Genomic DNA, 25,419 nt, shown 5'->3' with positions numbered 1-25,419 from the left:
ACAAGCGAAGGGCGTCCTTGTGGGCGAGCGGCACGTCGATCGCGGTGCCGAGCGTGCCGATCTTCTTCGCCGACGGCACCGGAGCCGCGCCTTTCTCGGCCGCCGCGCGCAGCGGCGCGCCGAGCTCCGGATGCAGGATCGCGGCCGCATGGTCGAGCTCGCCCGCCTCGCCGACGATCGCCAACTTGCCGTAGCTTTGCGCCTCGCCGGGCGCGATGCCGATCATTTCGACGCAGCGCTTGCCGAGCAGCGCGCAGAGTTCCTCGCAGGCTTCGATTAGCGCGTCGAGCTTCGCCTCGTAGCGTCCCGCATACGCATTATCGTTCACCGCAATCGCGACCGCACGCCACGCGGGCGGCTCGACGGTCTGCCTGCACGATCAGCTTGCGAGGCCTGATTGCCATTTCTGCTCTCCGAGGTTCGTTGCATTGCGGTTTGCTGTGAATTGGTGTGCACCGCTTCAGTTTCAGCGCAAGCCATACTTGCCGACAATCGCCCGTTCGCGAGGGCGCCCACCCGCGCATGCACGCGCTGCCCCGTGCTCATCACGATGATGTAGACGATCTCGTCGGCGGCCGGGGCGCCGGGCAAGCGTACCTCGATCGCGTCGAAGTGGCTGCGCACGTAGCTCGCGTTCACATGCGCGAGCGGCACCTCGATCGCGGTGGACGGCGCGCCGACTTTCTTCGTCGACTGCACGATCGCGTTGGTCGGCACGCCGTGCTTTTCGAGCAGTTTGCGCATCGCGTAGCCGCCGGGCACGTGCCATAGCGCCGTGCTCGAGCTCGCCGCGCGCGCCGACGATCGCGCCCTTGCCATAGCTCTCGATCGACGCATGCGGCACCGCCATCGCCGCGAGCAGCCGCTGCACCATATCGAAGCCGATCGGCTTCAGCGTTTCCATGGCGGGTTCGATGTTCGGCTCGTAGCGGCCCGCGAACGGATTCGTCATCACCGCGGCGATCGCGCCTCGACTGAGCGGTTGCGCGGGTGCGGGGCCGAACTCGTGGAAGATGTCTTCGACGTGCGTCCGCACGCGGCGTATTTCGAACACTGAGCCTCCGTTGTCAGTGAAGCGCGCGGGGCGGACAACGCGCACGAATCGTCGATGCCTGCGACCCGCGCCCGTCCTTGCCGGAACAGCGCGGCGCCTTCCGTGTGCGTCGGCTCACTCGCCAGCACGCTCTCCAACGAGCGCACCGCATCGACGTGCATAGAAAAATATCGGCGCGCCGAATTCGCGAACGCCGTGCAGATTCCTTCGATATCAATCCCGAACGGCGCACATTCATTCACAACGACAACAAGCGTTCTTGTTTTGCGTCTTTCGTTTGCTGCGGCTTTCGCCCATTTCCGAAGGTATCCCCCAAACTCGTATTTGCCGTGATCTTTCGCGACCGTTTGCGCTCGCCTCTGCCGGCTCGATACAGGGATGCAGATCAAACTGACGCATATCTTAAAAATTGTGTTCAACCAGTTGGTCTGATGTAATCGTTGGTTCGTACAACCAATGAGGAAAATACAATGGTGTGGATTTACAAACACGCGAGCGGCGAGCTGTATCACGATGATGACTTCATTACCGATGACGGATATGCAGGCAAGGGCATACACAAGAACAAACACGATAGCCAGTATGTCCGCGACCTTGGACCGATCCCCGTCGGTCTGTATGAAATTACGGCACCGTTTCCGCACCATAAAACTGGACCGTCTTCGATGCGGCTCAACCCTGTTGCGGGAACGAGCTTGGGCGGGCGCGACGGCTTCATGATCCACGGCGACAGCAAGACTGACCCCGGCAACGCATCCAATAGCTGTATTGTTCTGCATCTGCAATATCGGAAGAAAATCTGGAACAGTGGCGACAGAATGCTTAGGGTGGAACATCCATGAAGCGCGCTCTTGTAGCCCTGCTGCTATCCCTTCCCGCGTTGTTATGCGTGGCGCAATCTCAACCAGAACCCCAATGCGACAGGTGGCCGACCAACATAGCCGAGGGGAGACTAAAAAAAGCTGGCCTGCTCGGCAATATCGACTACACGAAAACAAAAGCGGTGCAACTGGCGTCCGAGAAAATTGGAAAATCGGAAGATGGCGAACAGTTACGGCGTGAGGTCTATCACATTACCTTCCACGAAGAAAACGGAGACAAGGTCAAGGTGATTGCTGTGAACGACGCTGGCGAATTTGAATGCTCAATGAGCGCCGTAGAAGTCTTTGTGGTTTCGAGGCATTTGCCGTCAAGAGTCGAGGCTGACAGAATGTTCAAGCAGATCGAGTGAGGGCCTTTGAATCCATGAAACACTGCCATGCGACAGGTGGCCAACCAACATCGCAGAAGGGAGACTAAAAAGCGCTGGCATGCTTGGCAGTATCGACTATACGAAAACCGAAGCCGTGCAACTCGCGTCCGAGAAAATAGGAAAATATGAGGATGGCGAACAGATGTGGCGTGAGGTCTATCACATCACCTTCCGCGAAAAAAGCGGAAACAAGGTCAAACTGATTGCTGTGAACGAAGCAGCAGGCGAATTTGAATGCTCGATAGGTGGGATCGACGTCTTTATTGTTTCAGGTCATTTGCCATCACGCGACGCCGACAGAGTATTCAAGTTTTTGCAGTCCTGCTGGTATCCCTTCCCGCGCTATGCCTGGCGCAAGGCAGACCGAACCCGCCATGCGACAGGTGGCCGACCAACATCGCCGAAAACAGCCTGAAAGACGCAGGCATGATTGGCAGTATCGACTATACGAAAACCCAAGCGGTGCGACTGGCGTCCGAGAAAATTAGAAAATCGGAGGATGGCGAACAGTTGTGGCGCGAGGTCTATCACATCACCTTCCACGAAAAAAACGGAAACAAGGTCAAGGTGATTACTGTGGACGACGCTGGCGAATTTGAATGCTCGATGAGTTCCGTAGAGGTCTTTGTCGTTTCGAAGCATTTGTTGCCAAGAGTCGAGAACGACAGAATGTTCAAGCAGATAGAGTGAGGCCCTTTAAATCCATGAAACACGCTTTTGCAGTCCTAATGCTATCTTTTCCCGCGCTATGCCTGGCGGAAACCGGCCCATACCCCCCCATGCGGCGACCGATTTCCGGCCTATGTGGCCCAGATGGCGGTGAGAAAAACAGACATCCTCTCCTTGGATTTCGATGCTACGAAAACAAAAGCCGTGCGACTGGCGTCCGAGAAGATCGGTAAATACGAAGATGGCGAACAAAAGTGGCGTGGGGTCTATCAGATCACCTTTGAGGAGCGAAATGGAAATAAGATCAAGCTGGTTGCTGTGTATGAGATAGGCGAACTGGAGTGCACGATTACTGACGAACAGTTTCTTACCGTTTCGAAACAGTTGCAGCGTGTCAGCGGGGACACTCGGTACAGGCAGATCGAGTGACCCGCGCCGGGTCAGACGCGGACCCGCTCCGCGTGGGTCTTTTTTACATTGAGCAAGGATTCGGCCTTGCGTCGTTATACTTAGCTCTGCCCGTCAACTTTAAAAGATGGAGGTAGGGGTGGGCGCTTTTTCCATTTGGCACTGGCTGGTGTTTGTTCTTGTTGTCGTCATCGCGGAGATTATCCCGCTATGGCTGATCCTGAAGAAGGCGGGATATGCGGGAGCCTGGTCGCTGCTTGCCTTTATTCCGGTGGTGAACGTCGTTCTACTGTGGTTCATTGCCTTGGCCCGCTGGCCTGCATTGAACTCAAGACAGTCCTGAGCTGTCGCGTCCGGTCTGAAAGGGCGAACTGAAATGGCCCGGCCGCTATCGCAAGCGTTCCTACCGTGAGCACGCCTGCCCTCATCTTCGGCCTGATCAGGCGCGCCGCGGCGCTCGCGCATTGGCGCGAGGTGAGCAAGGAGACTGTGTTGCGCGCGCTGTGCGTGCAGATGCCGGCAAGCGTCATAGCGACGACCGCCGCATAAAAAAACGCGCGACGGAAATATCCGTCGCGCGTTTGCTGATTGGCTCTGAAAACCACCAGCGCGCGGTCTTTACGACTTCGCCGCCGCGGCCGCCGCATCGTCCTCGCGGAACAGCTTGTCGGCCAGGTGGAACGCTGAGTTGGCCGCCGGCACGCCGACATAGATCGCGGTCTGCAGCAGCACTTCCTTGATCTGTTCGCGCGTCACGCCGTTGTTCTTCGCGGCGCGCAGGTGCAGCGCGAGTTCTTCGCTGCGATTCAACGCAACCATCATCGCGATCGTCAGCAGGCTGCGCGTATGACGCGGCAGACCTTCACGCGTCCAGATCTCGCCCCACGCATAGCGCGTGATCAGGTTCTGGAACTCCTCGGTCAGCTCGGTGCGGTTCGCGAGCGAACGGTCGACGTGCGCGTTGCCCAGCACCGCGCGACGTACGCCCATTCCGGCTTCGTAACGGTCTTCGTCGTTCATTTTGCCTCCGTCAGGAAGTCGAGCACGGTCTTCGTGAACTCGTCGACCTTTTCGATGTTGGAAATATGCGAAGCGTCGAGCTCGACGTAGCGTGCGCCCGGAATCGACTGTGCGAGTTCGCGGCCCTGCGCGGGCGTGGCGGCGAGGTCGTGCGTGGCGCTGATCACGAGCGTCGGCAGCTTGATGCCCGGCGTTTCGGGACGCAGATCGGCCGCGTCGATCGCGTCGCAGTTCGATGCATAGCCTTCCTTATCGGTATGCACGAACACGTCGCGGATCATCGCCAGCACGACCGGCTCACGCTCGATGAAGTCTGCCGTGAACCAGCGCGGCAGCACCGCGTCGGCGAGTGCGAGCATGCCTTCCGAGCGCGCCTTCGCGGCGCGCGGCACCCAGACTTCCGGCGAGCCGATGCGCGCGGCCGTATTGCACAGCACGACGCGCTCGAAGCGGTCGCCGTGACGCGCGGCGAGCCCGATGCCGGTCAGGCCGCCCATCGAAATGCCGCAGAAATTCGCGCGCGCGATCTTCAGCGTATCCATCAGACCGAGCACGTCGCCGGTCAGTTGCTCGATCGCGTACGGCCCCTTCGGCGCTTCAGAATGGCCGTGACCGCGCGTATCGTAGCGCAGCACGCGGAAGTGCTTCGACAACGCCGCGACCTGCGGCGTCCACATGGACATATCGCAGCCGAGCGAATTCGACAGCACGAGCCACGGCGCGTGGCCGTGACGGTCGCCGTCGATGCGATAGTGAAGCTCGGTGCCGTTGACTGCGGCGTAGGGCATGCCGGTTACTCCTTGGAATGGGCGCGCTGCGCGCGCGTGGTGTGAAGCGTCAGCGCGGCGTCGACATATGCGTGCGCCTGGCCGACGTATTGAGCGGGATCGAGCAGCTGCTTGAGGCGCTCGGTCGAAAGATGTTCGGTGACGGCCGCGTCGGCGGCAAGCACGTCGTACAGCGTCTTGCCGTCGCGGATCGCCGCCTTCGACGCGCGCTCGACCAGATGATGCGCGTCGAGCCGGCCGATGGCATCGCCGAGCGCGAGCATCACCGCTTCGCCGAGGATCAGCCCGTGCGTAACGTCGAGATTCTTCGCGAGTCGCGGCACGTTCACGTTCAAGCCGGACGCGATCTGTTCGATGTTCGCGAGCGCGCCGCCCGCGAGACGCGCGAGATCCGGCAGCGCGTCCCATTCGGCTTGCCAGCCGCCGAGCGCGCGTTCGTGCTCCTGCACCATGCCGGCGAACACGGTTGCGACCAGGCCGGGCGCTCGCGTCGCGGCCGTCAGCACCGCCGCGCAACCGACCGGGTTGCGCTTGTGCGGCATCGTCGACGATCCGCCCTTGCCGGCCGCGGCCGGTTCGGCGAGCTCGTCGATTTCGGTTTGCATCTGCAGCGACACATCGCGCGCGATCTTGCCGAGCGTGCCGATCAGCATGCCGAACAGCGACGCCGTCTCGGCGATGCGATCGCGCTGCGTATGCCACGGCAAGGTCGGCACCGCGAGCCCGAGTTCCTTGGCGAGCGACTGCGTGACGTGCGGCGCCGCCTCGCGCAGACTCGCGAGCGTGCCGGCCGCGCCGCCGAATTGCAGCACCAGCACGCGCTCTCGCAGTGCATCGAGCCTATCGCGATGTCGCAGCAGCGCGTCGAGCCATTGCGCGAACTTCAGACCCAGCGTGATCGGCAGCGCCTGTTGCAGCCATGTGCGGCCGATCATCGGCGTCGCGCGATGGGTGGCCGCGAGTTTCGCGATCGCGTCGCAGGTGGCTTGCAGGCCGCTGTCGAGCAGGCCGAAGGTGTCGCGCAGTTGCAGCACCGTCGCAGTGTCGATGATGTCTTGGCTCGTCGCGCCCCAATGCACGTATTTGCCCGCTTCGGCGTCCGCGGCTTTGACGAGTGCGGTCAGTTGCTTGACGAGCGGAATCGCGAGGTTGCCGCCGAGCGCGGCGTCGCGTGCGAGCGCGTCGGCGTCGAGTTGGTCGGCCTGGCAGGCCGCTTCGATCGCGGGGACGGCGGATTCGGGAATGACTTTGTGCGCGGCGGAGGCGCGCGCGAGTGCGGCTTCGACGTCGAGCATTCGCTGCAGCGTGGCACGCGGCGCCCAGATGTCGTTCATCGGCTGTGTGCCGCAAAGAAGGCCAGTCAGGCGGGCGCTGGAGTCGAGCATGGTGACGACGATGTTTGAGGGAATCGGAAGTGAAGAAGCGGCGCGGCGTGGCGGGTCGAAGCAGACACCGCGGTGGACCGGCGCTTGTAGCGCGCTCGTGCCATACGTATGCCGCACTTTGTGCTGCGTATTGTGCGCCAAACGGGGGCAGGCTGTCGCTGAAGTTGCCAGGCCAGCGCTGACAAAGAGTTTGCCTCGTCCGCGCTGGCCCGTTCGTGCAATGCTGCCTTCAGACGAGGCGCCATCGATGCGGCCGCAAAGCAGGCCGCCGCCGCGACGCCTCAGCCAGGCATCAGGCCGCGCGTGCGGCCTGGGTGCCGTCGGTCATCGGGACGCCGGTCAGCTTCAGCAGTTCGTCGAAGCCGATGTCCGTGAAAATCTCGCGCACGACGAGGCCTTCCTTTGTGACGTCGATCATCGCGAGGTCCGTATAGATACGGGTCACGCAGGCGATACCGGTGACCGGGTACGAGCACTCGGCGGTGATCTTGCTTTCGCCTTGCTTGGTCAGGTGCTCCATCATCACGTAGACCTGCTTCGCGCCGATCGCGAGGTCCATCGCACCGCCGACCGCCGGAATCGCGTCCGGTGCGCCAGTGTGCCAGTTCGCGAGGTCGCCCTTCGCCGACACCTGGAACGCGCCGAGCACGCAGAAGTCCAGATGGCCGCCGCGCATCATCGCGAACGAATCCGCGTGATGGAAGTAGGCGCCGCCCGTCAGCAGCGTGACGTGCTGTTTGCCGGCGTTGATCAGTTCGTCGTCTTCCTCGCCCTTCGCCGGTGCCGGGCCCATGCCGAGCAGACCGTTTTCGCTGTGCAGGAAGATTTCCTTGTCGGCGGCGAGGTGGTTCGCCACCAGCGTCGGCACGCCGATGCCGAGGTTCACGTAAGCGCCTTCAGGGATGTCCTGGGCAACGCGCTTGGCCATTTCATCGCGGGTCAGTTTCTTCATGTCGGTCTCCGGGTCAGGCAGCAGCGTCGTGAGGATTGGGCGTGGGGAGATGCGCCGCTTGCGGCACTTCGATCACGCGTTGCACGAAAATGCCGGGCGTGACGATTTCTTCCGGATCGAGGCCGCCGAGCGGCACCACTTCCGACACCTGCACGATTGCGGTCTTCGCGGCGCTCGCCATGATCGGCCCGAAGTTACGCGCGGTCTTGCGATAGATCAGGTTGCCCCAGCGGTCGCCCTTGTACGCCTTGATCAGCGCGAAGTCCGCATGCAGCGGCGACTCGAGCACGTAGTGACGGCCGTCGATCAGGCGGGTTTCCTTGCCTTCGGCGAGCTTGGTGCCGTACGCGGTCGGCGTGAAGAAGCCGCCGATGCCCGCGCCGGCCGCGCGGATGCGCTCGGCGAGATTGCCTTGCGGCACGAGTTCCAGTTCGATTTCGCCGGCGCGATAGAGCGCGTCGAACACATACGAGTCGGTCTGGCGCGGGAACGAGCAGATGATCTTGCGCACGCGCTTGGCCTTCAGCAGCGCCGCGAGGCCGATGTCGCCGTTGCCTGCGTTGTTGTTGACGATGGTCAGGTTGCGCGCGCCCTGTTCGATCAGCGCGTCGATCAGTTCGGACGGCATGCCGGCCGTGCCGAAGCCGCCGATCATGACGGTCGCGCCGTCGTGGACATCGGCGACCGCCGATTGAAGTGTCTCGAAAATCTTGTTGATCATGTCGAATTTCCTTTGGGGGCGCTACGTGCCGCTGGGCTGACAGCCCTCACCAACCAGGCTCGCGGCAAAGCTCGCGCGGAAACAGTCTCCGGGCATGCTGGCGACGGCTCGCGAGGGAGAGAGCGGGCTGGCGCCTTCGATTGATTCGCCGCTGAATTTTGTTCGTTACATGAACAGTGATTCGTTTAGCGAACGCTCCGGCGATTATGGTTGTCCTGTGGGCGGATTGTCAAGGCAGGGAAACCCCCTTCATCATAGGTCGCCGCACGCGGCGGCGAAGGTGCGGGTTGCCCTCGTCGAGTGCTCGGCTTGCGCGCGAAAAAGCCGGCCGCGCAAAATCCCACTATGCTTATGGGCGATTTTTCAACTAGGCTCTATAGCGATACGGCATAGGCACCGCCTTGCCTCGCCCGCCCCGCGAGCCATAACTAGCATGTCCGAGACACATCTGGATCTGAATCTGATCCCCTATCTGGTTGCGATGGAAGACACGCGCAACGTGAGCCGCGCCGCCGAGCAGCTCGGCGTGAGCCAGCCGCGCGTGAGCACCGCGCTTGGCCGTCTGCGCGAATACTTCGACGATCCGCTGTTCGTGCGCACATCGAAAGGCATGGAGCCGACACCGCGCGCGCTCGCGATCCTGCCCGCCGCGCGCGACGCGCTGCTGCGCATCGAGAAAGGCATGCTCGACGTGCAGGACTTCGATCCGGCGACGAGCACGCACACGTTTTCGATCGCGCTGTCCGACGTCGGCGAGATCGTGTTTCTGCCGCGTCTTTTGCAGCTGTTCGCCGAGCGCGCGCCGTCGGCGAATCTGCGCTCCGTGACGCTGTCGCCGTCGCAAGTGGAGCGCGGGCTCGAATCGGGCGACGTCGATCTCGCCGTCGGCTATTTTCCGGACCTGGCGGGCAACAACTTCTTTCAGCAGCGACTCTTCACCCACCGCTTCATCTGCCTGATGCGCAGCGGACATCCACTGTCGAAGGGGCCGCTCACGCTCGAGCAATATGTGGCCTCGGGGCATGCGGTGGTGCGCGCCGAGGGACGCAGCCAGGAAGTGCTCGAGCAGTACCTCGAAAAGAAGCGCATCAAGCGGCGCGCGGTGCTCGAAACGCCGCACTTCATGAGCCTGCCTTTCATCCTCGCACGCACCGATCTGCTCGCGACCGTCCCGCACGCGATTGGCTTCGCGTACGTGTCGGAGCATGCGTCGATCATGCTCGTCGAGCCGCCGCTGCCGTTGCCGCGCTTCGACCTGCGGCAGCACTGGCATCGCAAGTTTCATAACGATCCGCGCCTCAGCTGGCTGCGCGGCGTGGTCGCCGAACTGTTCAACGATGCGATGGACGAATGGCCGAAGTAGCCGCTCGAGGCAAGTCCGCGACCGCCCGGCAGCGAAACGGGCATCGGCACCTTCGGGCGCAAAACATGGAACAATGACCTCAGTTACTGACCCCGCGCGCAGCGCAGCATCGACACGCGATCCAGGAGGACGACGCATGACCAGCAGCAAGGCAAAGAAAACCAAACCCGCAGCGGCCGTCGAACGCCCGAGCCGCGAAGAAGCTGAGGCAGCGGTGCGCGTGCTGCTGCGCTGGGCCGGCGACGATCCACAGCGCGAAGGCCTGATCGACACGCCGGCGCGCGTGACGCGCGCTTACGACGAGTTCTTCGCGGGTTATCAGGTCGATCCGCGCGAAATCCTCGCGCGTACCTTCTCCGAAGTGGACGGCTACGACGAAATGATCGTGCTGAAGGACATCCGCTTCGAAAGCTACTGCGAGCACCATATGGTGCCGATCATCGGACGCGCGCACGTCGCGTATCTGCCGAATCATCGCGTGGTCGGGATTTCGAAGCTCGCGCGTCTAGTCGATGCGTTCGCGAAACGGCTGCAGATCCAGGAAAAGATGACGGTGCAGATCGCCGATACGCTGAACGACGTGCTGCAACCGGCCGGCGTCGGCGTAATTCTCGAAGCCGCGCATCAGTGCATGTCGACGCGTGGCGTGCACAAAGCGGGCGTCACGATGGTCACCTCGCGCATGCTCGGCACGTTCCGCACCGATCCGTCGACCCGGCGGGAGTTTCTGGCGATCGTCGGGAATCCGGGCGTGGTGGCCATGCCGAATGCCTGATGCGGTGAACGCAGGGGCCGTTTGGGGTTCGCTGACGATGCAGCCCCCGCCCCTGCGAATCCTGTGTGCGGCCCGGCGCTCACTCTCTTCACGCTCACCGGCAACGTCGTGGTGGGCAGGCGGGGTTGACAGTTAGTTGCGTCTTGACGATCACACCCCGCCCAATCCCCCCCTCCCCACGCGCACCGCGCACCGCCCACAAGCCATCGCCTATGCTGAAATCCAAGGTGCGCATGCCAGCCCACCAGCAGCAACAGGAGCGGCTCAATTGGTCGAGTTTCCGTTGTCGGCGATTTCAACCTGGGGCAGCGCGATCGTGTTCGTCAACGTCCTGCTGACGCGCCTCGGCGTACCGATTCCGGCCGTGCCGATGCTGCTGTTCGCGGGCTCCTCGATCGCCGCGGGCACCCTGTCGTTCTGGCCGACTCTCGGCGCGGCGGTGCTAGGCGCCTTGATCGGCGACGGCACCTGGTTCGCGGCCGGCCGGCTGTATGGCCGCAAGCTGCTCGCATGGCTCGGCCGCCTGTCGCCCGTCGTCGATACGAGGCTCGAAATGGCGCGCTCGCTATTCGAACGCTATGGCATGCCGCTCGTGTCGATTTCGAAGTTCGTGCCTGGGCTCGGGCTGATCACGCCGCCGTTGATGGGCACGACCGCCGTCGACATTCGCATCTACGCACTATGGGATCTGGCGAGCGTGATCGCGTGGGCGAGTTTCTGGCTGCTTGGCGGCGCGGCGGTGGAGCGCGAGGTGCATATGCTGCGCGCATTCGTCGAACGGCGCGGCGGCACACTCGCCGACATCTTTCTTGTAGTGGCGCTGTTCTATCTGCTCTACCGGCTGTATCTGCGATATGACGAACGACGTCGGTTCAGGCGAGCCGCGTCGGCCGCGGCCCCGCCGATGCTGGCCGCGCCGACGCACGCGTCACCGGCGAGCGTCGCATCGAGACTGCCGTGGAGCTGGCGGCACTCCGGTCGCCTGAGCCGCACGGCGCCGTCCCGCGTTCTCGATGCGCGGCCCGGCGCACCACTGCTCGATGTGCGAGGCCAGATCCCCGACGCGCTCGCGCTCGATCCTCACTCGCCCGAACTGATCGACGGTGCACTGCGCACGCACGACGTGGTCATCTATTGCATCTGTCCGGACAGCGCGACCGCGCTCGAAGTCTCGCAACATATGCGCCGCAACGGCTACACGCGGATTCGCGCACTACGCGGCGGGCTCGATGCATGGCGGCGGCGCGGCTTCCCGGTGGGCTCGCTGGCTTACGCGGACGGTATGGCGGCCGATCAGCCACGCCCGGCGTGGCGGGGCGAAACTGCAGCTGCAGTGACGTTGCGCGGTTTCGCGCCGCGCAGCGTGGAGCGCGCCTGAATCGCGCTGCGTCGCGGCCATTTGGGCCGAGCGAGCGCTCACGCTCACGTGAACGGATACCTGGCGTCAGAGCGCCGCGCCCGTACTCGACGCCCCCTGCACCGCCGAATACTCGTCCCACTGCGCCGACCGGGTGCGATTGCGCCCTTCGTTCTTCGCCACATAGAGCTGCGCGTCAGCGGCGGCCAGCAGCTCGGCTCCGTTGGCGAAATCCGTGGCGCCCGGCAGCGCCGTGGCGCAGCCGACGCTTACCGTCACCGCCTGCGGCGCATCGTGTCCATGCACGATGACGCGGTTTTCCACCTTGCGTCGAATTTGCTCCGCGACCGTGAACGCGCCCCGCGCGGAGGTATCCGGCAGCACCACCGCGAACTCTTCGCCGCCGTAGCGCGCGACCAGATCGACCGAGCGCCGCGCCGCGGACGCGATGCAATCCGCCACCGCGACCAATACTTCGTCGCCGCTCTCATGGCCGTAGGTGTCGTTGAAACGCTTGAAGTGATCGATATCGATGAACAGCACCGACAGCGGCTTGTCGTCGCGCCGCGCGCGCTTCCATTCGTCGTCGAGCCGCTTGTCGAGCACGCGGCGATTGCTGAGCCCGGTCAGCGAATCGGTCGAGGCGAGACGCAGCAGCGCGGCCTGCGCGCGCTGTTTGTCGCGCAGCGCGAACGCGAGCAGCCACGACACGACCACGAACACCGCACCAAAGCCGATGGTCAGCGCAGCCGCGACGTGGCTGCGATGCTGCCACGGCGCGAGCACGTCGTCGACGGCGGGCGCCATCGCCACGATCAGCGGCGTGCTGGGTACGTGCGCGTACGTAACGATGCGACGCACACCGTCGACCGGCGAGACCGATACGTAGGTGCCGGAGTCGTGCGCGGTCATCGGTACGAAGGTCGGCGACTTTGCGACGCTCGCGCCGATATCGCGCCCGTCGCCCGGCTTGCGCGCGAGCAGCGTGCCGTCCGCCATCACGATGGAAACCGAACCCTGCTCGCCGGTGTCGATCCGGTCCAGCAGGTGCTGGAAGTACTCGATGCGAATCGCGAGCAGAGCGATGCCGGCGAAGTTGCCCTGCGCATCGTCGATGCGCCGCGTCAGCGCGATCGACGGCATGCCGCCGCGCAGGCGCGACATGAACGGATGCGAGAAATACAGGCCCGCCGCCGGGTTGCGCAGCTGCACCTGAAAGTATTCGCGGTCGTCGAGATGGACGGTGGTGTTCGCGTCGTCGTACTGCGCGGCGGCCACTTCACCGTCGGCGCCGACGACATACGCACCGCCCAGAAAGGCGGCGGTGGTCGCGCGATCGAACAGCTTCGCCTGGCGTGCCGGGACCGGCAGCGTCCAGGTGTCCGGACTGCGCGCGGCATCCACCATCGATTGCAACGACAGATTATAGATTTCGACGTTGCGCGCGAGATCCGCGGAAATGATCGACACGAGGTTTTGCGAGGTCTGGCGCGCATGATCGAGCATTTCGCGGCGGCCTTCGCCGACTTCCACCGCAGTCAGGATCGACATCGCCAACGCGACGAGCGTGCCGGCGACGCCGGCCACCCACGGGCGGTTGCCCACATAGCGGGTCATCCCGGCTCGAACGGCATGCAACGTCAGGCGCAACTGATGACGCAGCGAAAGCCCATGCTCTGCCACGCTTTTCGCCTCCTTTCGCGGACGATTCTTTCGGACCGGCAGCGCGGTGCGCAGTGCATGTTGGGCTGCGGGTCCTCCGCGCTAGCGAGACGAGGGCACTCGCTCAGCCCAGTAGCTCCGACGCCGCGCGCAAGCGGCGTTTGCGTTTCCTGTCGAGCCAGGCCAACGCGGCTTCGATGTGGTCCGCGTCGGCAAGCGACGCCGCATTGTCGCGCAACAGCGCTTCGCTGGCGACGGTATCGTTGAGCAAGCCGAAGCGCTTCTGAAGCTTTTTCAGCCGCTTGAGCGTGCGCTTATGGCTGATTTTAAGCACCGGCCCGAAAAACTCGAACAGATAGCGCAGTTTCTTGCCCGCTTTTCTGACATCGTGGAAGGCCGCGTAATTCGAGCGTTTTGCATGGCGCGCGCGTTGGATGCGTTTTTTCAACGAGCGCTCCGACGCCCGAATGCGCCGAGCGGCAAATTTGCGCAATGCAATATCGGCATCGTGCGTGGCGTGCAGTTCCCCGGAAGTGGTGGCCAACGCATCGCGCAACAGATGTTTGACGTCGGCATTCAATAACGTCTCGCGGCTGGTCGCCAGCGTGTCGCGGCGCGTCTGCTCGAGCTTCGGCATCAACGCTCGTGCGTCGCCGCCTTCCTGCTTGAGCAACTCGATCAGGATGTCCCAATCGCGCGTTTTACCCGCCGCGGTGGCAAGGAACTTATAGACGGCGCGCTGGCGAGAATTTTCGCCCTTGTCGAGCAGCGGTGCGAACGCCCACCACAACGAACGCAAACGCCGCAGTGACACACGCAGTTTGTGCAGCGCTTCGGGTGACGGGTCGTCGTGTATGCCTTTGGCGAGTCTGACCGCCTCATCGACCAGTGGCGCGGCGTAGGAAGTAAAGGCCCGCTGCGCCGATTCTTCGGGTACCGGCTCGTTGGCTGTTTCACTGTCTTGCTTCATCGATGCTCCCGGAAACGTGACCGTATTTCCAACGTAGCAAAATCGATGCTCACGAGGGATTCACCGCGCATATCAGCGGGTTTCCCAGTTACGCGTTGGCGTGTCGTGTCGGCAGCGCCTATGCTCGACCGATGGGGCCGCTTATCGCGCGGTCCGGCGAATGCTCCGGCTTGACGATGCAGTGTGCAGCGCGGCAAATGCCGCAAACAGACCAGAGGAGGATGTATGCGAATACTCGTTGTCGGTGCGACCGGCCTGCTCGGCTCGCACATCGTGAAGCTGCTGGCCACCGAGCATGACGTGGTCGGCGCAAGCCGTAAAGGCTCCGACCTGCACGTCGATCTGTCCGACAAACGCAGCATCGAAGCGATGTATGCGCAAGCCGGCAGCTTCGACGCGATCATCTGCGCGGCCGGCTCCGCGAAATTCGCGCCGCTCGCGGCGCTTGGCGACGAAGACTTTTCTTTTAGTCTTGCCAACAAACTGATGGGGCAGGTCAATGTTGTGCGCTGCGGCGTGGACCATGTGTCGCAAGGCGGCTCGTTCACACTGACGAGCGGCGTGCTCGCGCAACAGCCGATGGAAGGCAGCGCCGCGGTCAGCATCGTCAATGCGGGCGTCGAGGCGTTCGCGCGCTCGGCCGCGCTGGAGTTGCGCGGCAAAGCCCGCGTCAATGTGGTGAGCCCGGGGTGGGTCGCCGAAACGCTCGAATCGATGGGCCGCGATCCGTCGCAAGGGATACCGGCGGAAATCGTCGCGCAAGCCTATAAACGCACCCTCGGCGGCAGCGCAAGCGGCGAAGTCGTCAGCGCATCGTAGGCGCAACTGCGGTGCGTCCACTGCCTGGTTTTATTCATCACTTGCTTAGTCCAGTGCGCGGCGCAGCATAAGCCGCGCCGCGTCTATTTTTTACACCTCCATTGCCGTCACGCAGTTGTCATCATTGCGACACGCAGCGAAAGCAGCATCGAATACTCTGCGACCACATTTTTGGGGCTCACGCCATGCCGGAACTTTCGTATCCGCAACCAGGCGCCGCCAGCGGCAAGGGCCGCAGCGCAGGCCTGGTGATTTTCGCCGGCCTGCTCATTGCGGGCGTCGTGTACTGCGGTGTTCATCTGATAGACGATCTGCAGCCCGTGCGCGAAAGCTCGGTGCTGCCCTATCTGTTGCTCGGCGTCGCGCTGCTGATCGCGCTCGGTTTCGAGTTCGTCAACGGCTTTCACGATACGGCCAATGCGGTCGCCACCGTCATCTATACCCACTCGCTGACACCGAATATCGCGGTCGTCTGGTCCGGCGCGTGGAATTTTCTCGGTGTGCTGTTGTCGAGCGGTGCGGTCGCCTTCGGCGTGCTGCAACTGCTGCCTGTCGAGCTGATCCTGCAGGTCGGCAGCAGCGCCGGGTTCTCGATGGTATTCGCGCTGCTGATCGCCGCGATCATCTGGAACCTCGGCACGTGGTCCCTGGGCCTACCGTCTTCGAGCTCGCACACGCTGATCGGCTCGATCATCGGCGTAGGCCTGATGAATCAGATGATGCACGGTGCGAATGGCACCAGCGGCGTCGACTGGACCCAGGCGCTCGGCGTCGGCAAGTCGCTGCTGTTTTCGCCGATCGTGGGCTTTCTGCTCGCGGGCTTGCTGCTGCTGATCCTGAAGGCCGTCGTGCGGGTGCCCGCGCTGTATGCCGAGCCGAAGGGCAAGGAGCCGCCGCCGTTCTGGATTCGCTGCCTGCTGATTCTGACCTGCACGGGCGTGTCGTTCGCGCACGGCTCGAACGATGGCCAGAAAGGCATGGGCCTGATCATGCTGATCCTGATCGGTACGGTGCCCACTGCGTACGCACTGAATCGAGCGGTCACGCCGGAGCAAACGCAGAACTTCGTCGCGGTCGCGCATCAAACCGCGGCGACGCTAGCGCGCTACACGCAGGGCGCGGCGCCTTCCGCGGATCCGCGCGCCGACGTCGAGGCCTTCGTGCGCACCCGTCAGCTGACACCCGCGACGCTGCCGGCGCTGCGGCAATTGACCGAGCAGATCGGCCGCCAGGTCGGCGAATTTGGCTCGATGGCCGCGCTGCCGCAAGGCATCGTCGATAACGTGCGCAACAACATGTATGTCACGTCCGAGGCGATCCGTCTGATGCAGAAGGCCAATCAGCCGCAGTTCTCGCCCGAGGACGCGAGGGTCATCGCCAACTTCAGAAAGCAGATCGATCACGCGACCAAGTTCATTCCGCCGTGGGTCAAGGTGGCGGTCGCGATCGCGCTGGGTCTCGGCACGATGGTCGGCTGGAAGCGCATCGTCGTCACGGTGGGCGAGAAGATCGGCAAACAGCATCTGACGTACGGCCAGGGCGCGTCGGCTGAACTCGTCGCGATGGTCACGATCGGTGCCGCCGACGTCTACGGTCTGCCGGTGTCGACGACCCACGTGCTCTCTTCCGGCGTGGCCGGCACGATGGCGGCCAACGGCTCGGGTCTGCAATGGGCCACCGTGCGCAGCCTGATCCTCGCATGGGTGCTGACGCTGCCCGCGTCGATCGCGCTCGCGGGCGGGTTGTACTGGGTGTTCCGTTCGGTGTTCTGAGTTCGCCGATCTGGCGGAACCCATCCAGCACGAAAAAAAGCGCGGTACGTTTTATACGTACCGCGCTTTTTCGTTGGCCCGCTAGTCCATACGATCCGCTTTTTAGTACACCTCGGGCACGATCATCGCGTCAGGCACCGGCTGGCGGCTATAGTCTTCGTGATAGACGCGCGACGGCAATTCGATGTGCGGGTGCTCGATCTCGTGATATGGCACCTGGCTCAGCAGATGGTGAATGCAGTTCAGGCGCGCGCGCTTCTTGTCGACGGCCTGCACGACCCACCACGGCGCCTCGGGGATATGCGAGCGCTGCAGCATCACTTCTTTCGCCTGCGTATACGCCTCCCAGCGGCGCCGGCTTTCCAGATCCATCGGACTCAGCTTCCACTGCTTCAGCGGATCGTGAATGCGGTTCTGGAAGCGGAGTTCCTGCTCTTCGTCGGTGATCGAGAACCAGTACTTGAGGATCTGCACGCCGCTGCGCGCCAGCATCTTTTCGAACTCCGGCACCGAGCGGAAAAACTCTTCATATTCCTCGTCGGTGCAGAAGTTCATCACGCGTTCGACGCCCGCGCGGTTGTACCAGCTGCGATCGAATAGCACCATCTCGCCGCCCGCCGGCAGATGCGATACATAGCGCTGGAAATACCATTGCGTGCGCTCGCGATTGTTCGGCGCGGGCAATGCTGCCACGCGGCACACGCGCGGATTGAGGCGCTGCGTGATGCGCTTGATCGCGCCGCCCTTGCCCGCCGCATCGCGCCCCTCGAAGATCACGACGAGCCGATGTCCGGTCGCGACGATCCAGTCCTGCAGCTTGACCAGTTCCCCCTGCAGCCGGAACAGTTCACGGAAGTACTGCCTGCGCGCCTCGCGATGCTCGGGCGTAAATCCGGCCGGGCCGTCGATGATGCGGTCGTCGACCTCCATTTCGAGTTCTTCGTCGTAGGCATCGATGAGGTCTTCCTCGAAACGGCGTTGCCGCTCCGCCATCAATTCGAAATCGGGTCTCGGGTCCGGCTCTTTCATTGCGGCTCTCCTCGCAACAGGAATGGGATGGCGCGCGGCGGCTAGCGCGACGCGGTCGCGTTCGATTATCGAAGCGCGAGGTGTCAGCCGTGTTACCGCGTGGGCGGCCGCTGCGGATGCGTGGAAACACCCATGATAGCGAGTTTTGCCTGGGCTGCCGCCGCTAGTGCAGCGGCCGCGCGAAGCTCAATTCGTGGCCGTCCGGATCGGTGATATGAAAATAGCGCTCGCCCCACGGCGCATCCGCCGGCGCGAGCGACGGCTGCAAGCCCGCGGCCAGCGCCTTGGCATAGATCGCGTCGACGTCCGACACGTAGATGATCACGCGTCCCCACCAGTTGACCGGCGCGCGCGCATCGGCGATCAGGTTCAGATACGAGCTGCCGAACGCGAACGACGTGAAGGCCTCGCGCGGACCGCCGTATTTGAGCGGGAAGCCTAGCGCTTCGTAGAAGTCGACGGCGCGCTGCATGTCGCTGGTGGCGAGCGTGATTGCGCTCAGAGACTCGATGCGTGGTTCCGGCTGCGGAGGTTGCGGCGCTGAAGGGGTAGATGCGGACATGAAGGGGTCTCCGTGGCGCGAGCGAGCGAGCAGCGAGCGACGGCCCGCCCCGGAAAGTGTCTCACACGCGGTGGCCGCCAGTGCGGCACTCGGGACGACCCCGGGCGCCCCGCCCCAGACGCCCTTGAAAACCCGCGCGACGCCCCGCATCTCGCAGCCCGTCTATCCGGAGCATCGTTATGGGAAGCCGTCCACGCTTCATCGATGACCTGTCGAGCGCCGCATCCGACGCCCCCGGGCCCCAATCCACCGAACTTTTGACCAACGACGACGACGCGCTGCTCGACGCCTACTCACGCACCGTGATCGGCGCACTGGAGCGCGTGCAGCAGGCGGTCGCGTTTATCGCCGTCGAGCGCCGGCTGCCCGGCGACGCGTCCGCGCATGGGCGCGGCGCGCGCGGCGGCACCGGCTCGGGCTTTCTGTTCACGCCCGACGGCTACCTGCTGACCAATAGCCACGTCGTGCATGGCGCGACGCATATCCAGGTGACGCTGGCCGACGGCGCGAAGTTCGACGCCGATCTGGTCGGCGACGATCCAGGCAGCGATCTCGCGGTGCTGCGCATCGGTTCGCCGGAGCCGCTGCCGCATGTCGAACTCGGCGAATCGTCGAAGCTGCGTGTTGGGCAGATCGCCATTGCGGTCGGCAACCCGCTCGGGCTGCAGCAGACCGTGACGACCGGCGTCGTTTCGGCGCTGGGCCGGTCGCTGCGCTCGAACTCCGGCCGCATGATCTACGACGTGATCCAGACCGACGCGGCGTTGAATCCGGGCAACTCCGGCGGACCGCTGATCAATTCGGCGGGTCAGGTGATCGGCGTGAATACCGCGATCATTCCTGGCGCGCAGGCCATCTGTTTCGCGACCGCGATCGATACCGCGAAGTGGGTCATCATGCAGATCTTCGCGCATGGCCGCGTGCGACGCGCGTATATCGGCGTGGCCGGCACGACGACGCCGCTGTCGCGGCGTGTGCAGCGCTACTTTGGGCTCGGCACGCAAAGCGGCGTGCACGTAATGGAGATCGTCAAAGGCAGTCCGGCCGCGCTCGGCGGCGTGCGCACCGACGACACGATCGTCGCGATCGACGCACAGCCTGTGCAGGATGTGGATGGTCTGCAACGCACGCTCGATGCTTCGCGTATCGACAAGCCGGTCAGCGTGACGGTGTTGCGCGGCGCGCAGCGGGTGGAGTTGACGGTGACGCCAGTGGAGCAGGCGGGGTAAGAAGACTGCGCCCGTATCTCGACTTACGCGCGCCCGCGGCTGCCGCGCGCGATCTCATCACCCGCGTCTCGCGGCAGCCGCCGGGTAATTGGAATCGACAGGCACGAGAACAGACCGACGACCAGAAACGCCGGCCAGAAATCGGAGAACACAATGTTCGGATGCCCTTGCAGACGATGCGAAATCAGCAGCACGATGCCCGAGATCGTCACGCCGAGGCCGAGCGACATCTGCTGGATCACGCTCGCAACACTCGTTGCGCGGCCGACGTCGCTGCTCGGAATATCCGCGTAGGCCAGCGTATTGAGCGACGTGAATTGCAGCGAGGGAAAGAAGCCGCCCACCAGCACGATGCACCAGATCACCCAATGCGGCGTGCCGGGAAAGAACAACCCGTACACGGCGATCGCAAGACCCGCGCACCCGGCGTTGACCATCAGCACCGTACGAAAGCCGAAGCGTTCGAGAATGCGCGACGCCACCGTCTTCATGAAGATCGAGCCGAACGCGGACGCGCAGGTGATCGCGCCGGCTCTGAACGCGGTCATGCCGAGCCCTTCCTGCAACGCGAGCGGCAACAGGAACGGTACCGCGCCAAGACCGATACGAAACAGCGAACCGCCGATCACGCTCGCATGAAAACTCGGAATGCGCAGCAAACGCAGATCGAGCACTGGCAGCGCGACGCGGCTTGCGTACAGCACATAAACCAGCAGCAGCACGATGCCGGTCACGCACATGCCGACCGATTCCCCCGTCGACACCAGTTCGCCGCCGACGAGCGAGAGCCCGAGCATGAACAACGACGCGCCACTGGCCGACAGCACGAAGCCAAGCCAGTCGAGCCGGCCTGGATGCGGCTCGCGCGTGTTGGCGATGTACTTGTTGGTGAGCCAGATGCCGAGCAGACCGATCGGCACATTGATCACGAAGATCAGACGCCAGTGCAGATAGGTCGTGATAAAGCCGCCGAGCGGCGGCCCGACCACCGGGCCGAGCAACGCCGGCACCGTTAGATAGTTCATCGCGCGAATGAACTCCGACTTCGGCAGCGAACGGAAGATGATGATGCGCCCCACCGGCACCATCAGCGCGCCGCCGATGCCCTGCACGAAGCGCGCAAGCACGAAGGTATCGAGCGAAGTGGAGGCCGCGCACAGCAGCGAGCCCGCCATGAAGATGCCGATCGCGGTTCGGAACACGGTGCGCGAACCGAAGCGGTCGGCGACCCAGCCGCAGATCGGGATAAAAACGCCGAGGCCGATCACATACGCGGTAACCGCAAGCTTCAGCGTGATCGGATCATGACCGAGGTCGCGCGCCAGAACCGGCAGCGACGTCACGATGACCGTGCCGTCCACGTTTTCCATGAACATCGCGCACGCGACGATCAGCGGAACGATGAAAGCGCCTAAAGCGAGCAGCATTGTCATGGCGACGGGCGGCCCGCCATCAATGGAAAGTGCCGATTATGGCATTGCGGCGGCAACAAATGTTGTCGCGCGAGGGGTTTTGCCGCGCGCCGTCATGCGTGCTGACGCGCGGCGGACGCTTTAGCGCGATGCGCTGACGAGCGGCTGCAACTGCGGCAGGATCTCGTTGGCCGCACGCGCGACGTCGTTCGGGAAGTCGATCTCGATCCACGGCGCGCCGGTCACGTCGGCCGTGTCGAATACCTGGCTGCGCTCGAGCAGCAGGTCGCGCACCGCCTCTTCGTGCGGCATGTTCGCGCGGCCGCTGTCGATATAGCCCGCGACGATCTGCGTAAAGCGTCGCGCGGTTTCCTCGCGGAAGCGGAAGAAGCCGACCGACTCGCCGATCGTGTCGAACTTTAGATTGACCGCGAGCTGCTTGCGCAACTCGACCGGCACGCCGTCCTTCAGGCATAGCTTGACCGGCTCGTCGCCCGCTTCGAAATCGCGGTCGATCAGCAGTCGGTTGACCGACTCGCCCGCCACCAGCGCGTTCAGGATGCTCTCGTCGTACAGCACGTCGGCGTCCATCAGCAGCACGTCGCCGCCGCGCGTCAACGCGTCGGCAACGGTATGCACGGTCAGCACGCTGCCCCGATCGAAACGCGGATTGAGCACCGTCTCGACCTTATGCGGCCAGTTGATGCGCGCGAGTTCCGCCTGCACGGATTCCGGCTGGAAACCGAGCGCGAGCACGACGTCGGTCACGCCGGCGGTTTCGAGCATCTGCAGATGCCGTTCGAGCAGGCTCATGCCGTCGAACTGCAACAGGCATTTCGGAAACTGGGCTTGCGGCGGCTGCTGGAGACGCAGGCCGAGGCCCGCTGCGAGAATGATGGCGCGCATGCGCGGTCCTTTGAAAAAAGTACGGAGGTCAATCGGCAACCGGCACACGCCGCGGGGCGCGCCGACGTTGCCAGCTTCGTTCGCTGAAGTGCAATACCAGCAGGCCCGGCAGGCCCAGCAGGATTTCACGCGCACGCTTGGCGAGCGACAACGCCAGCGCCGCGTCGGGCGGCAAACCCACCAGCGGCGCGAGCAGCAGATAGCCGCCCTCCTGCACGCCGAGCGAGCCCGGAATCATGAAGGCCGCGCCGCGAATCGCCTGGCCGATGCTCTCCAGCAGCAGCGCGTCGACCCAGCCGACCGGATGGCCGAGAAAACGCAGCGCGAGCCATACCTCGGCCGTGCCGACGACCCAGCCGACGAGGCTCAGCGCAAAGCTCGCCGCCACGCGGCCGCGCTCGCGGTACAGCGACTGCACGGCGGCATCGACGGCTTCAGCGCGCGTCATCAGAGACGACCAGTCGCGCTTGCCGAACACCTTCGACACCACGCCGAGCAGACGCCCGAACAGGCCGCGCCGCTGCGCGAAGTAGAACCCGGCGATCAGCGCGCCGAGCACGCAGGTCGCGATCAGCGTTGCGGTTCGCAGGTCGTGCAGCGTGCCATGCGCGGCGTACGCGCCGAACATCGCGAGGCCGCCGAGCGCGAACACGATTTGTGCGAGCGCCTGCCACGTCGTGCTGACGGTGATCGCGGCGGCCGCGTCGCGCAGCAGCATGCCGCGCTGCGACAGTTGCCGCACCATCACCACCGGACCGCCGATCTGTCCAGCGGGCAGCAGGCTATTCACCGATTCGCCGATCCAGCGCGCGGACAGCGCATCGCGCAGCGAGAGTCCGGCTCCCGCGCGGCTTGCTGGACCTTCATGCGCGCCGTCACGCGACGGGTGGCCGCGCTTGAACAGCACCGCGATCGCAGCCGCATCGATCACGAGCGGCACCACGTGGAACGCGGCGACGACCGCGAGCCCCCAGCCGGCTGCGAGCAAGGTGGACGCCACCGAGCCGAAGCCCTGCCACGCGAGCAGGCCGACGAACAGCGCCGAGCCGATCGACAGCAGAAGCAGCGCCGCGCGACTCATGCGGCGTCCTTGCCGCGCGAGGACATCTGACGGAACACCTGACGGAAACCGAAGTACGCGATCGCGTCCTTCATGTTCGAAACGAAGCGGCGCCACGGCCGCATGTTGGGATCGGTGACGTATTCGAACGTCAGCGACACGCGCATCTCGTTCGGGCCGGCCGGCGTGATGCGATGACGCAGCTTGTCGCCATCGAAAAACACGAGGCCACCGGGCGGAATCTGCACCGAACCCGGCTGGTCCGGCATCTCCGGATTGCGCGTATGCAGCTCGTAGTCGAGCCGGCACGACGATTCGTCGATCACGCCGAGAAGCAGCGTGTAGCGGCGTCCGTCGTAATACGAAGTATCGTAGTGCCAGCCGATATGGTCGCCGGGGCGCGTGTAGTAGTAGAGCGCGTAGGCGTGCGGGTCGTCGGCAGGCGACACCTGCAACTGGTCGCCGCTCAGCTGCTCGAGCCAGCCGATCAATTCCTTCGAACGATACAGCTCGGCGATGAACGGCGCGAGACGGTCGATCGTATGGCGGCTGACACTGCCGCCCTGCTTGTGGCCAGGCAGATAGTTGCGGTTCACTTCGTCGAGCAGCGAGCGCGCGCTGTGAACCAGCTGCGCGGTGACTTCCGGCGCGAGGAAATCTTCGAGATACAGAAACGCGTCCTGCGCGGTGAAGTCTTTGCGCAGACGCGCGTTGTCGAACGTGCGGGTACGGCTCGCGACCGCGCGGTCGGCATCGGGCGCGGGCGTGCGCGCCGCCACGGGCGTGCCTGTCGACACGGGCGCGATCACGTCGTCTTCGGCGTGCAGATTCATTTGCTGGCCCACTGTTGACTGGTTTCTGACGTGGCGGGGGCCTTGGCCGTCAGGCGAGCGCTGCGGCGCGCGACGCGCCAGTAGTCGATCACCACCCATGCGGCGAACAGCGGCGCGCCGATCGACGCGACCACCACGAACGGCGCGACGACATTCGTCAGCGTGACGATGGGCAGCAGGTAAAGCACGTCCTCGGTTTCGAAGCCCCCCACCGACGCCTGCTTCGTGCCGGCCTTGCCGACCATTTCCTCGATGCGCATGCGCAAGAAGAAGATCAGGGCAACCGCGACACCCGCAACCGCGCCGAGCATGCCGGGCGCGAGCTTCAAAGCATCGATCTGCGCACCGCCGACACCGATACCCATGCCGACGAACAGCATCACGGTCACGAGAGAATCGCAGGCGAGATCGTAAAAATGACCGATACGGCTCGACTTGCCGCCGACGCGCGCGAGTTCGCCATCGGTGTGATCGACGAAATTAGACAGGACGATCAGAAGTGCTCCCGCATTGGCCCACCCGAATCCCCCGTGCGCAAGGCACAGCGCGCCTGCGACGCCGATCAGCAGGCGCAGCGTGGTCAAATGATTCGGGGTGATCCAGGTATCGATTAGCGGTGTCACGAGCCGGCGAGCGAGCCGGGCATCCCACGTACGTGGCGGCGGGACGTTTATTGGAGGTCGGGGTTGCGAAGTCATAAGGCGGAAATATATACGGGATTCTGAAAGCTTGCTGTTGTGTCGTATGTTTCCCGGCAATTTGCAAATACCGTTTGTATGTCCGCCACAAAGCGGAATTCGCTGAATCGCTGTAAAGTGCGAATCCAGTTGTGCCAGTCACGCGGAATCTGTTCGATGTGCAGCACCGCTCGCGCCCCTCCGGGGGATGGCGCAGTGGTTGCTAATCCACGGCATCGACGTGGACGCCCGCCTACACTCATGAACCGTCTTCTTGTCCCTCTGCTGTTTGCCGCAGCCGCCGCGCTGCCGCTGTCCTCTTTTGCCGTGGAGCTCGACGCGCCACTCGTATGCAATGAGAGCGGCCACCAGTTCATTGCTGATCTGATGCAGCAGCAATTGATCAACCCGAAGCCAAGTCACGTCGAAAGCAACTCGATCAACGCGTTCTCGCCGATGCCCGGTGCGCATCTAACCGCGTTCGGTTTCCGCGTATTCGCGGTGGTGGGCTTCGAAAAAGACGACCCGATGTTCCGGGTCGGCGACGGCGAACCGGTCGCGCAGTCCGCGTATGGCGCCGTCGTGTTCGGCGGCGACGACAAGGTTAAAAGCGCGCTCGAGAACGCCGGCAGTACGGCGATCGTGCACCACGTCGCACCGCTGATCACCGCGATTTTTTGCAAGCGCAACTAGGGGTTGGCGACACGCCTAACCAGGCGATTCGATCCGTCTAAGCTGGCTCGC

The 25,419-nt window shown here is 63.8% G+C and carries 28 protein-coding genes and 3 pseudogenes; 14 read left to right on the top strand and 17 right to left on the bottom strand.

Annotated elements, in window-relative coordinates; all coding sequences use genetic code 11:
* Window positions 1–10: 10 nt before the first annotated feature.
* The 3 pseudogenes from AB3X96_RS19690 to AB3X96_RS19680 form a co-directional block, all read right to left on the bottom strand.
* Window positions 11–404: pseudogene (locus tag AB3X96_RS19690) on the bottom strand (amino acid synthesis family protein); the annotation flags it as partial.
* Between the two features lie 62 nt (window positions 405–466).
* Window positions 467–1,054: pseudogene (locus tag AB3X96_RS19685) on the bottom strand (amino acid synthesis family protein).
* Window positions 1,033–1,155: pseudogene (locus AB3X96_RS19680) on the bottom strand (UPF0280 family protein); the annotation flags it as partial. The pseudogenes AB3X96_RS19680 and AB3X96_RS19685, both read right to left, overlap by 22 nt.
* A 369-nt stretch (window positions 1,156–1,524) precedes the next feature.
* On the opposite strand from AB3X96_RS19680, the gene AB3X96_RS19675 reads away from it, so the two are divergent.
* The 7 genes from AB3X96_RS19675 (at window position 1,525) to AB3X96_RS19645 (ending at window position 3,932) form a co-directional block, all read left to right on the top strand.
* The gene (locus tag AB3X96_RS19675; RefSeq protein ID WP_368590980.1) at window positions 1,525–1,896 is read left to right on the top strand and encodes a tlde1 domain-containing protein; all 372 of its coding nucleotides are present in this window, start codon (window positions 1,525–1,527) and stop codon (window positions 1,894–1,896) included.
* Window positions 1,893–2,285 carry a hypothetical protein gene (locus AB3X96_RS19670; RefSeq protein WP_368590979.1) on the top strand — a complete coding sequence of 131 codons (393 nt, stop codon included), beginning with the start codon at window positions 1,893–1,895 and terminating at the stop codon, window positions 2,283–2,285. The genes AB3X96_RS19675 and AB3X96_RS19670 overlap by 4 nt, the downstream gene beginning before the upstream one ends.
* Window positions 2,286–2,364: 79 nt before the next feature.
* On the top strand, window positions 2,365–2,721 hold the full coding sequence (locus AB3X96_RS19665; protein WP_368590978.1) for a hypothetical protein: 357 nt from the start codon (window positions 2,365–2,367) through the stop codon (window positions 2,719–2,721).
* Window positions 2,722–2,732: 11 nt separating this feature from the next.
* A complete protein-coding gene (locus AB3X96_RS19660; protein ID WP_368590977.1) occupies window positions 2,733–2,996 on the top strand; it encodes a hypothetical protein in 264 nt (87 codons plus the stop codon).
* A 123-nt stretch (window positions 2,997–3,119) separates the two neighbouring features.
* A complete protein-coding gene (locus tag AB3X96_RS19655) occupies window positions 3,120–3,404 on the top strand; it encodes a hypothetical protein (protein ID WP_368590976.1) in 285 nt (94 codons plus the stop codon).
* Window positions 3,405–3,522: 118 nt separating this feature from the next.
* Complete coding sequence (locus AB3X96_RS19650; RefSeq protein ID WP_368590975.1) at window positions 3,523–3,726, top strand: hypothetical protein; 204 nt, start codon at window positions 3,523–3,525, stop codon at window positions 3,724–3,726.
* A gap of 65 nt (window positions 3,727–3,791) precedes the next feature.
* Window positions 3,792–3,932, top strand: a complete 141-nt coding sequence (locus AB3X96_RS19645; protein ID WP_368590974.1) for a hypothetical protein — start codon at window positions 3,792–3,794, stop codon at window positions 3,930–3,932.
* 69 nt (window positions 3,933–4,001) lie between these two features.
* On the opposite strand, the gene pcaC is transcribed toward AB3X96_RS19645, so the two are convergent.
* The 5 genes from pcaC to AB3X96_RS19620 form a co-directional block, all read right to left on the bottom strand.
* Complete coding sequence (gene pcaC / locus AB3X96_RS19640) at window positions 4,002–4,403, bottom strand: 4-carboxymuconolactone decarboxylase (protein ID WP_013092338.1); 402 nt, start codon at window positions 4,401–4,403, stop codon at window positions 4,002–4,004.
* Complete coding sequence (gene pcaD, locus AB3X96_RS19635) at window positions 4,400–5,191, bottom strand: 3-oxoadipate enol-lactonase (protein WP_368590973.1); 792 nt, start codon at window positions 5,189–5,191, stop codon at window positions 4,400–4,402. The genes pcaC and pcaD overlap by 4 nt, the downstream gene beginning before the upstream one ends.
* Before the next feature lie 5 nt (window positions 5,192–5,196).
* Window positions 5,197–6,576 carry a 3-carboxy-cis,cis-muconate cycloisomerase gene (locus AB3X96_RS19630; RefSeq protein WP_368590972.1) on the bottom strand — a complete coding sequence of 460 codons (1,380 nt, stop codon included), beginning with the start codon at window positions 6,574–6,576 and terminating at the stop codon, window positions 5,197–5,199.
* 292 nt (window positions 6,577–6,868) lie between these two features.
* A complete protein-coding gene (locus AB3X96_RS19625) occupies window positions 6,869–7,528 on the bottom strand; it encodes a 3-oxoacid CoA-transferase subunit B (RefSeq protein WP_176106677.1) in 660 nt (219 codons plus the stop codon).
* 13 nt (window positions 7,529–7,541) lie between these two features.
* On the bottom strand, window positions 7,542–8,249 hold the full coding sequence (locus AB3X96_RS19620) for a 3-oxoacid CoA-transferase subunit A (protein ID WP_176106678.1): 708 nt from the start codon (window positions 8,247–8,249) through the stop codon (window positions 7,542–7,544).
* A gap of 433 nt (window positions 8,250–8,682) precedes the next feature.
* Between AB3X96_RS19620 and AB3X96_RS19615 the strand changes: the two genes are divergently transcribed.
* The 3 genes from AB3X96_RS19615 to AB3X96_RS19605 all read left to right on the top strand — a co-directional run bounded on the left by AB3X96_RS19615 (window position 8,683) and on the right by AB3X96_RS19605 (window position 11,765).
* Window positions 8,683–9,612: a LysR family transcriptional regulator gene (locus AB3X96_RS19615; protein ID WP_013092343.1), complete on the top strand. Its 930-nt coding sequence runs from the start codon at window positions 8,683–8,685 to the stop codon at window positions 9,610–9,612.
* Window positions 9,613–9,748: 136 nt separating this feature from the next.
* Window positions 9,749–10,387 (top strand): GTP cyclohydrolase I FolE, encoded by a 639-nt coding sequence (folE, locus tag AB3X96_RS19610; RefSeq protein ID WP_176106679.1) that lies wholly within the window; start codon window positions 9,749–9,751, stop codon window positions 10,385–10,387.
* 268 nt (window positions 10,388–10,655) lie between these two features.
* Window positions 10,656–11,765: a VTT domain-containing protein gene (locus AB3X96_RS19605; RefSeq protein WP_368590971.1), complete on the top strand. Its 1,110-nt coding sequence runs from the start codon at window positions 10,656–10,658 to the stop codon at window positions 11,763–11,765.
* 66 nt (window positions 11,766–11,831) lie between these two features.
* Here AB3X96_RS19605 and AB3X96_RS19600 read toward each other — a convergent pair whose 3' ends face one another.
* Both AB3X96_RS19600 and AB3X96_RS19595 read right to left on the bottom strand, forming a co-directional pair.
* Complete coding sequence (locus AB3X96_RS19600) at window positions 11,832–13,361, bottom strand: diguanylate cyclase (RefSeq protein ID WP_368590970.1); 1,530 nt, start codon at window positions 13,359–13,361, stop codon at window positions 11,832–11,834.
* A 169-nt stretch (window positions 13,362–13,530) separates the two neighbouring features.
* On the bottom strand, window positions 13,531–14,376 hold the full coding sequence (locus AB3X96_RS19595; RefSeq protein ID WP_368590969.1) for a CHAD domain-containing protein: 846 nt from the start codon (window positions 14,374–14,376) through the stop codon (window positions 13,531–13,533).
* Window positions 14,377–14,601: 225 nt separating this feature from the next.
* Here AB3X96_RS19595 and AB3X96_RS19590 point away from each other — a divergent pair, with 225 nt between their 5' ends.
* Together AB3X96_RS19590 and AB3X96_RS19585 are read left to right on the top strand one after the other, a co-directional pair.
* The gene (locus tag AB3X96_RS19590; RefSeq protein ID WP_013092348.1) at window positions 14,602–15,195 is read left to right on the top strand and encodes a short chain dehydrogenase; all 594 of its coding nucleotides are present in this window, start codon (window positions 14,602–14,604) and stop codon (window positions 15,193–15,195) included.
* A gap of 185 nt (window positions 15,196–15,380) precedes the next feature.
* The gene (locus AB3X96_RS19585) at window positions 15,381–16,967 is read left to right on the top strand and encodes an inorganic phosphate transporter (RefSeq protein ID WP_368590968.1); all 1,587 of its coding nucleotides are present in this window, start codon (window positions 15,381–15,383) and stop codon (window positions 16,965–16,967) included.
* Window positions 16,968–17,069: 102 nt separating this feature from the next.
* Here the strand turns inward: AB3X96_RS19585 and ppk2 are convergent, their stop codons facing one another.
* Window positions 17,070–17,996, bottom strand: a complete 927-nt coding sequence (gene ppk2, locus AB3X96_RS19580; RefSeq protein WP_368590967.1) for a polyphosphate kinase 2 — start codon at window positions 17,994–17,996, stop codon at window positions 17,070–17,072.
* Window positions 17,997–18,159: 163 nt separating this feature from the next.
* The gene (locus AB3X96_RS19575) at window positions 18,160–18,558 is read right to left on the bottom strand and encodes a VOC family protein (protein WP_368590966.1); all 399 of its coding nucleotides are present in this window, start codon (window positions 18,556–18,558) and stop codon (window positions 18,160–18,162) included.
* 179 nt (window positions 18,559–18,737) lie between these two features.
* Here AB3X96_RS19575 and AB3X96_RS19570 point away from each other — a divergent pair, with 179 nt between their 5' ends.
* Window positions 18,738–19,787: a S1C family serine protease gene (locus AB3X96_RS19570; RefSeq protein WP_368590965.1), complete on the top strand. Its 1,050-nt coding sequence runs from the start codon at window positions 18,738–18,740 to the stop codon at window positions 19,785–19,787.
* Window positions 19,788–19,810: 23 nt separating this feature from the next.
* Here AB3X96_RS19570 and AB3X96_RS19565 read toward each other — a convergent pair whose 3' ends face one another.
* The 5 genes from AB3X96_RS19565 to AB3X96_RS19545 form a co-directional block, all read right to left on the bottom strand.
* The gene (locus AB3X96_RS19565) at window positions 19,811–21,214 is read right to left on the bottom strand and encodes an MFS transporter (protein WP_176385003.1); all 1,404 of its coding nucleotides are present in this window, start codon (window positions 21,212–21,214) and stop codon (window positions 19,811–19,813) included.
* A 126-nt stretch (window positions 21,215–21,340) separates the two neighbouring features.
* Window positions 21,341–22,105: an NTP transferase domain-containing protein gene (locus tag AB3X96_RS19560; protein ID WP_368590964.1), complete on the bottom strand. Its 765-nt coding sequence runs from the start codon at window positions 22,103–22,105 to the stop codon at window positions 21,341–21,343.
* Window positions 22,106–22,133: 28 nt separating this feature from the next.
* Window positions 22,134–23,186, bottom strand: coding sequence for a lysylphosphatidylglycerol synthase domain-containing protein (locus AB3X96_RS19555; RefSeq protein WP_368590963.1), 1,053 nt, complete (start codon window positions 23,184–23,186; stop codon window positions 22,134–22,136).
* Window positions 23,183–23,998 carry a 2OG-Fe(II) oxygenase gene (locus AB3X96_RS19550; RefSeq protein ID WP_368590962.1) on the bottom strand — a complete coding sequence of 272 codons (816 nt, stop codon included), beginning with the start codon at window positions 23,996–23,998 and terminating at the stop codon, window positions 23,183–23,185. Before AB3X96_RS19550 ends, AB3X96_RS19555 begins: the two co-directional genes overlap by 4 nt.
* A complete protein-coding gene (locus AB3X96_RS19545; protein WP_368590961.1) occupies window positions 23,995–24,696 on the bottom strand; it encodes a CDP-alcohol phosphatidyltransferase family protein in 702 nt (233 codons plus the stop codon). The genes AB3X96_RS19550 and AB3X96_RS19545 overlap by 4 nt, the downstream gene beginning before the upstream one ends.
* Window positions 24,697–24,936: 240 nt before the next feature.
* Here AB3X96_RS19545 and AB3X96_RS19540 point away from each other — a divergent pair, with 240 nt between their 5' ends.
* Complete coding sequence (locus AB3X96_RS19540) at window positions 24,937–25,368, top strand: hypothetical protein (protein WP_176106692.1); 432 nt, start codon at window positions 24,937–24,939, stop codon at window positions 25,366–25,368.
* The last annotated feature ends 51 nt before the right edge of the window (window positions 25,369–25,419 follow it).

Origin of the sequence: Paraburkholderia sp. BR13439, from assembly GCF_040948805.1 — a bacterium.
Classification (GTDB): domain Bacteria; phylum Pseudomonadota; class Gammaproteobacteria; order Burkholderiales; family Burkholderiaceae; genus Paraburkholderia; species Paraburkholderia youngii.
Note: the sequence above shows the minus strand (reverse complement) of the source record. Positions and strands in the feature narration are given on the sequence as shown.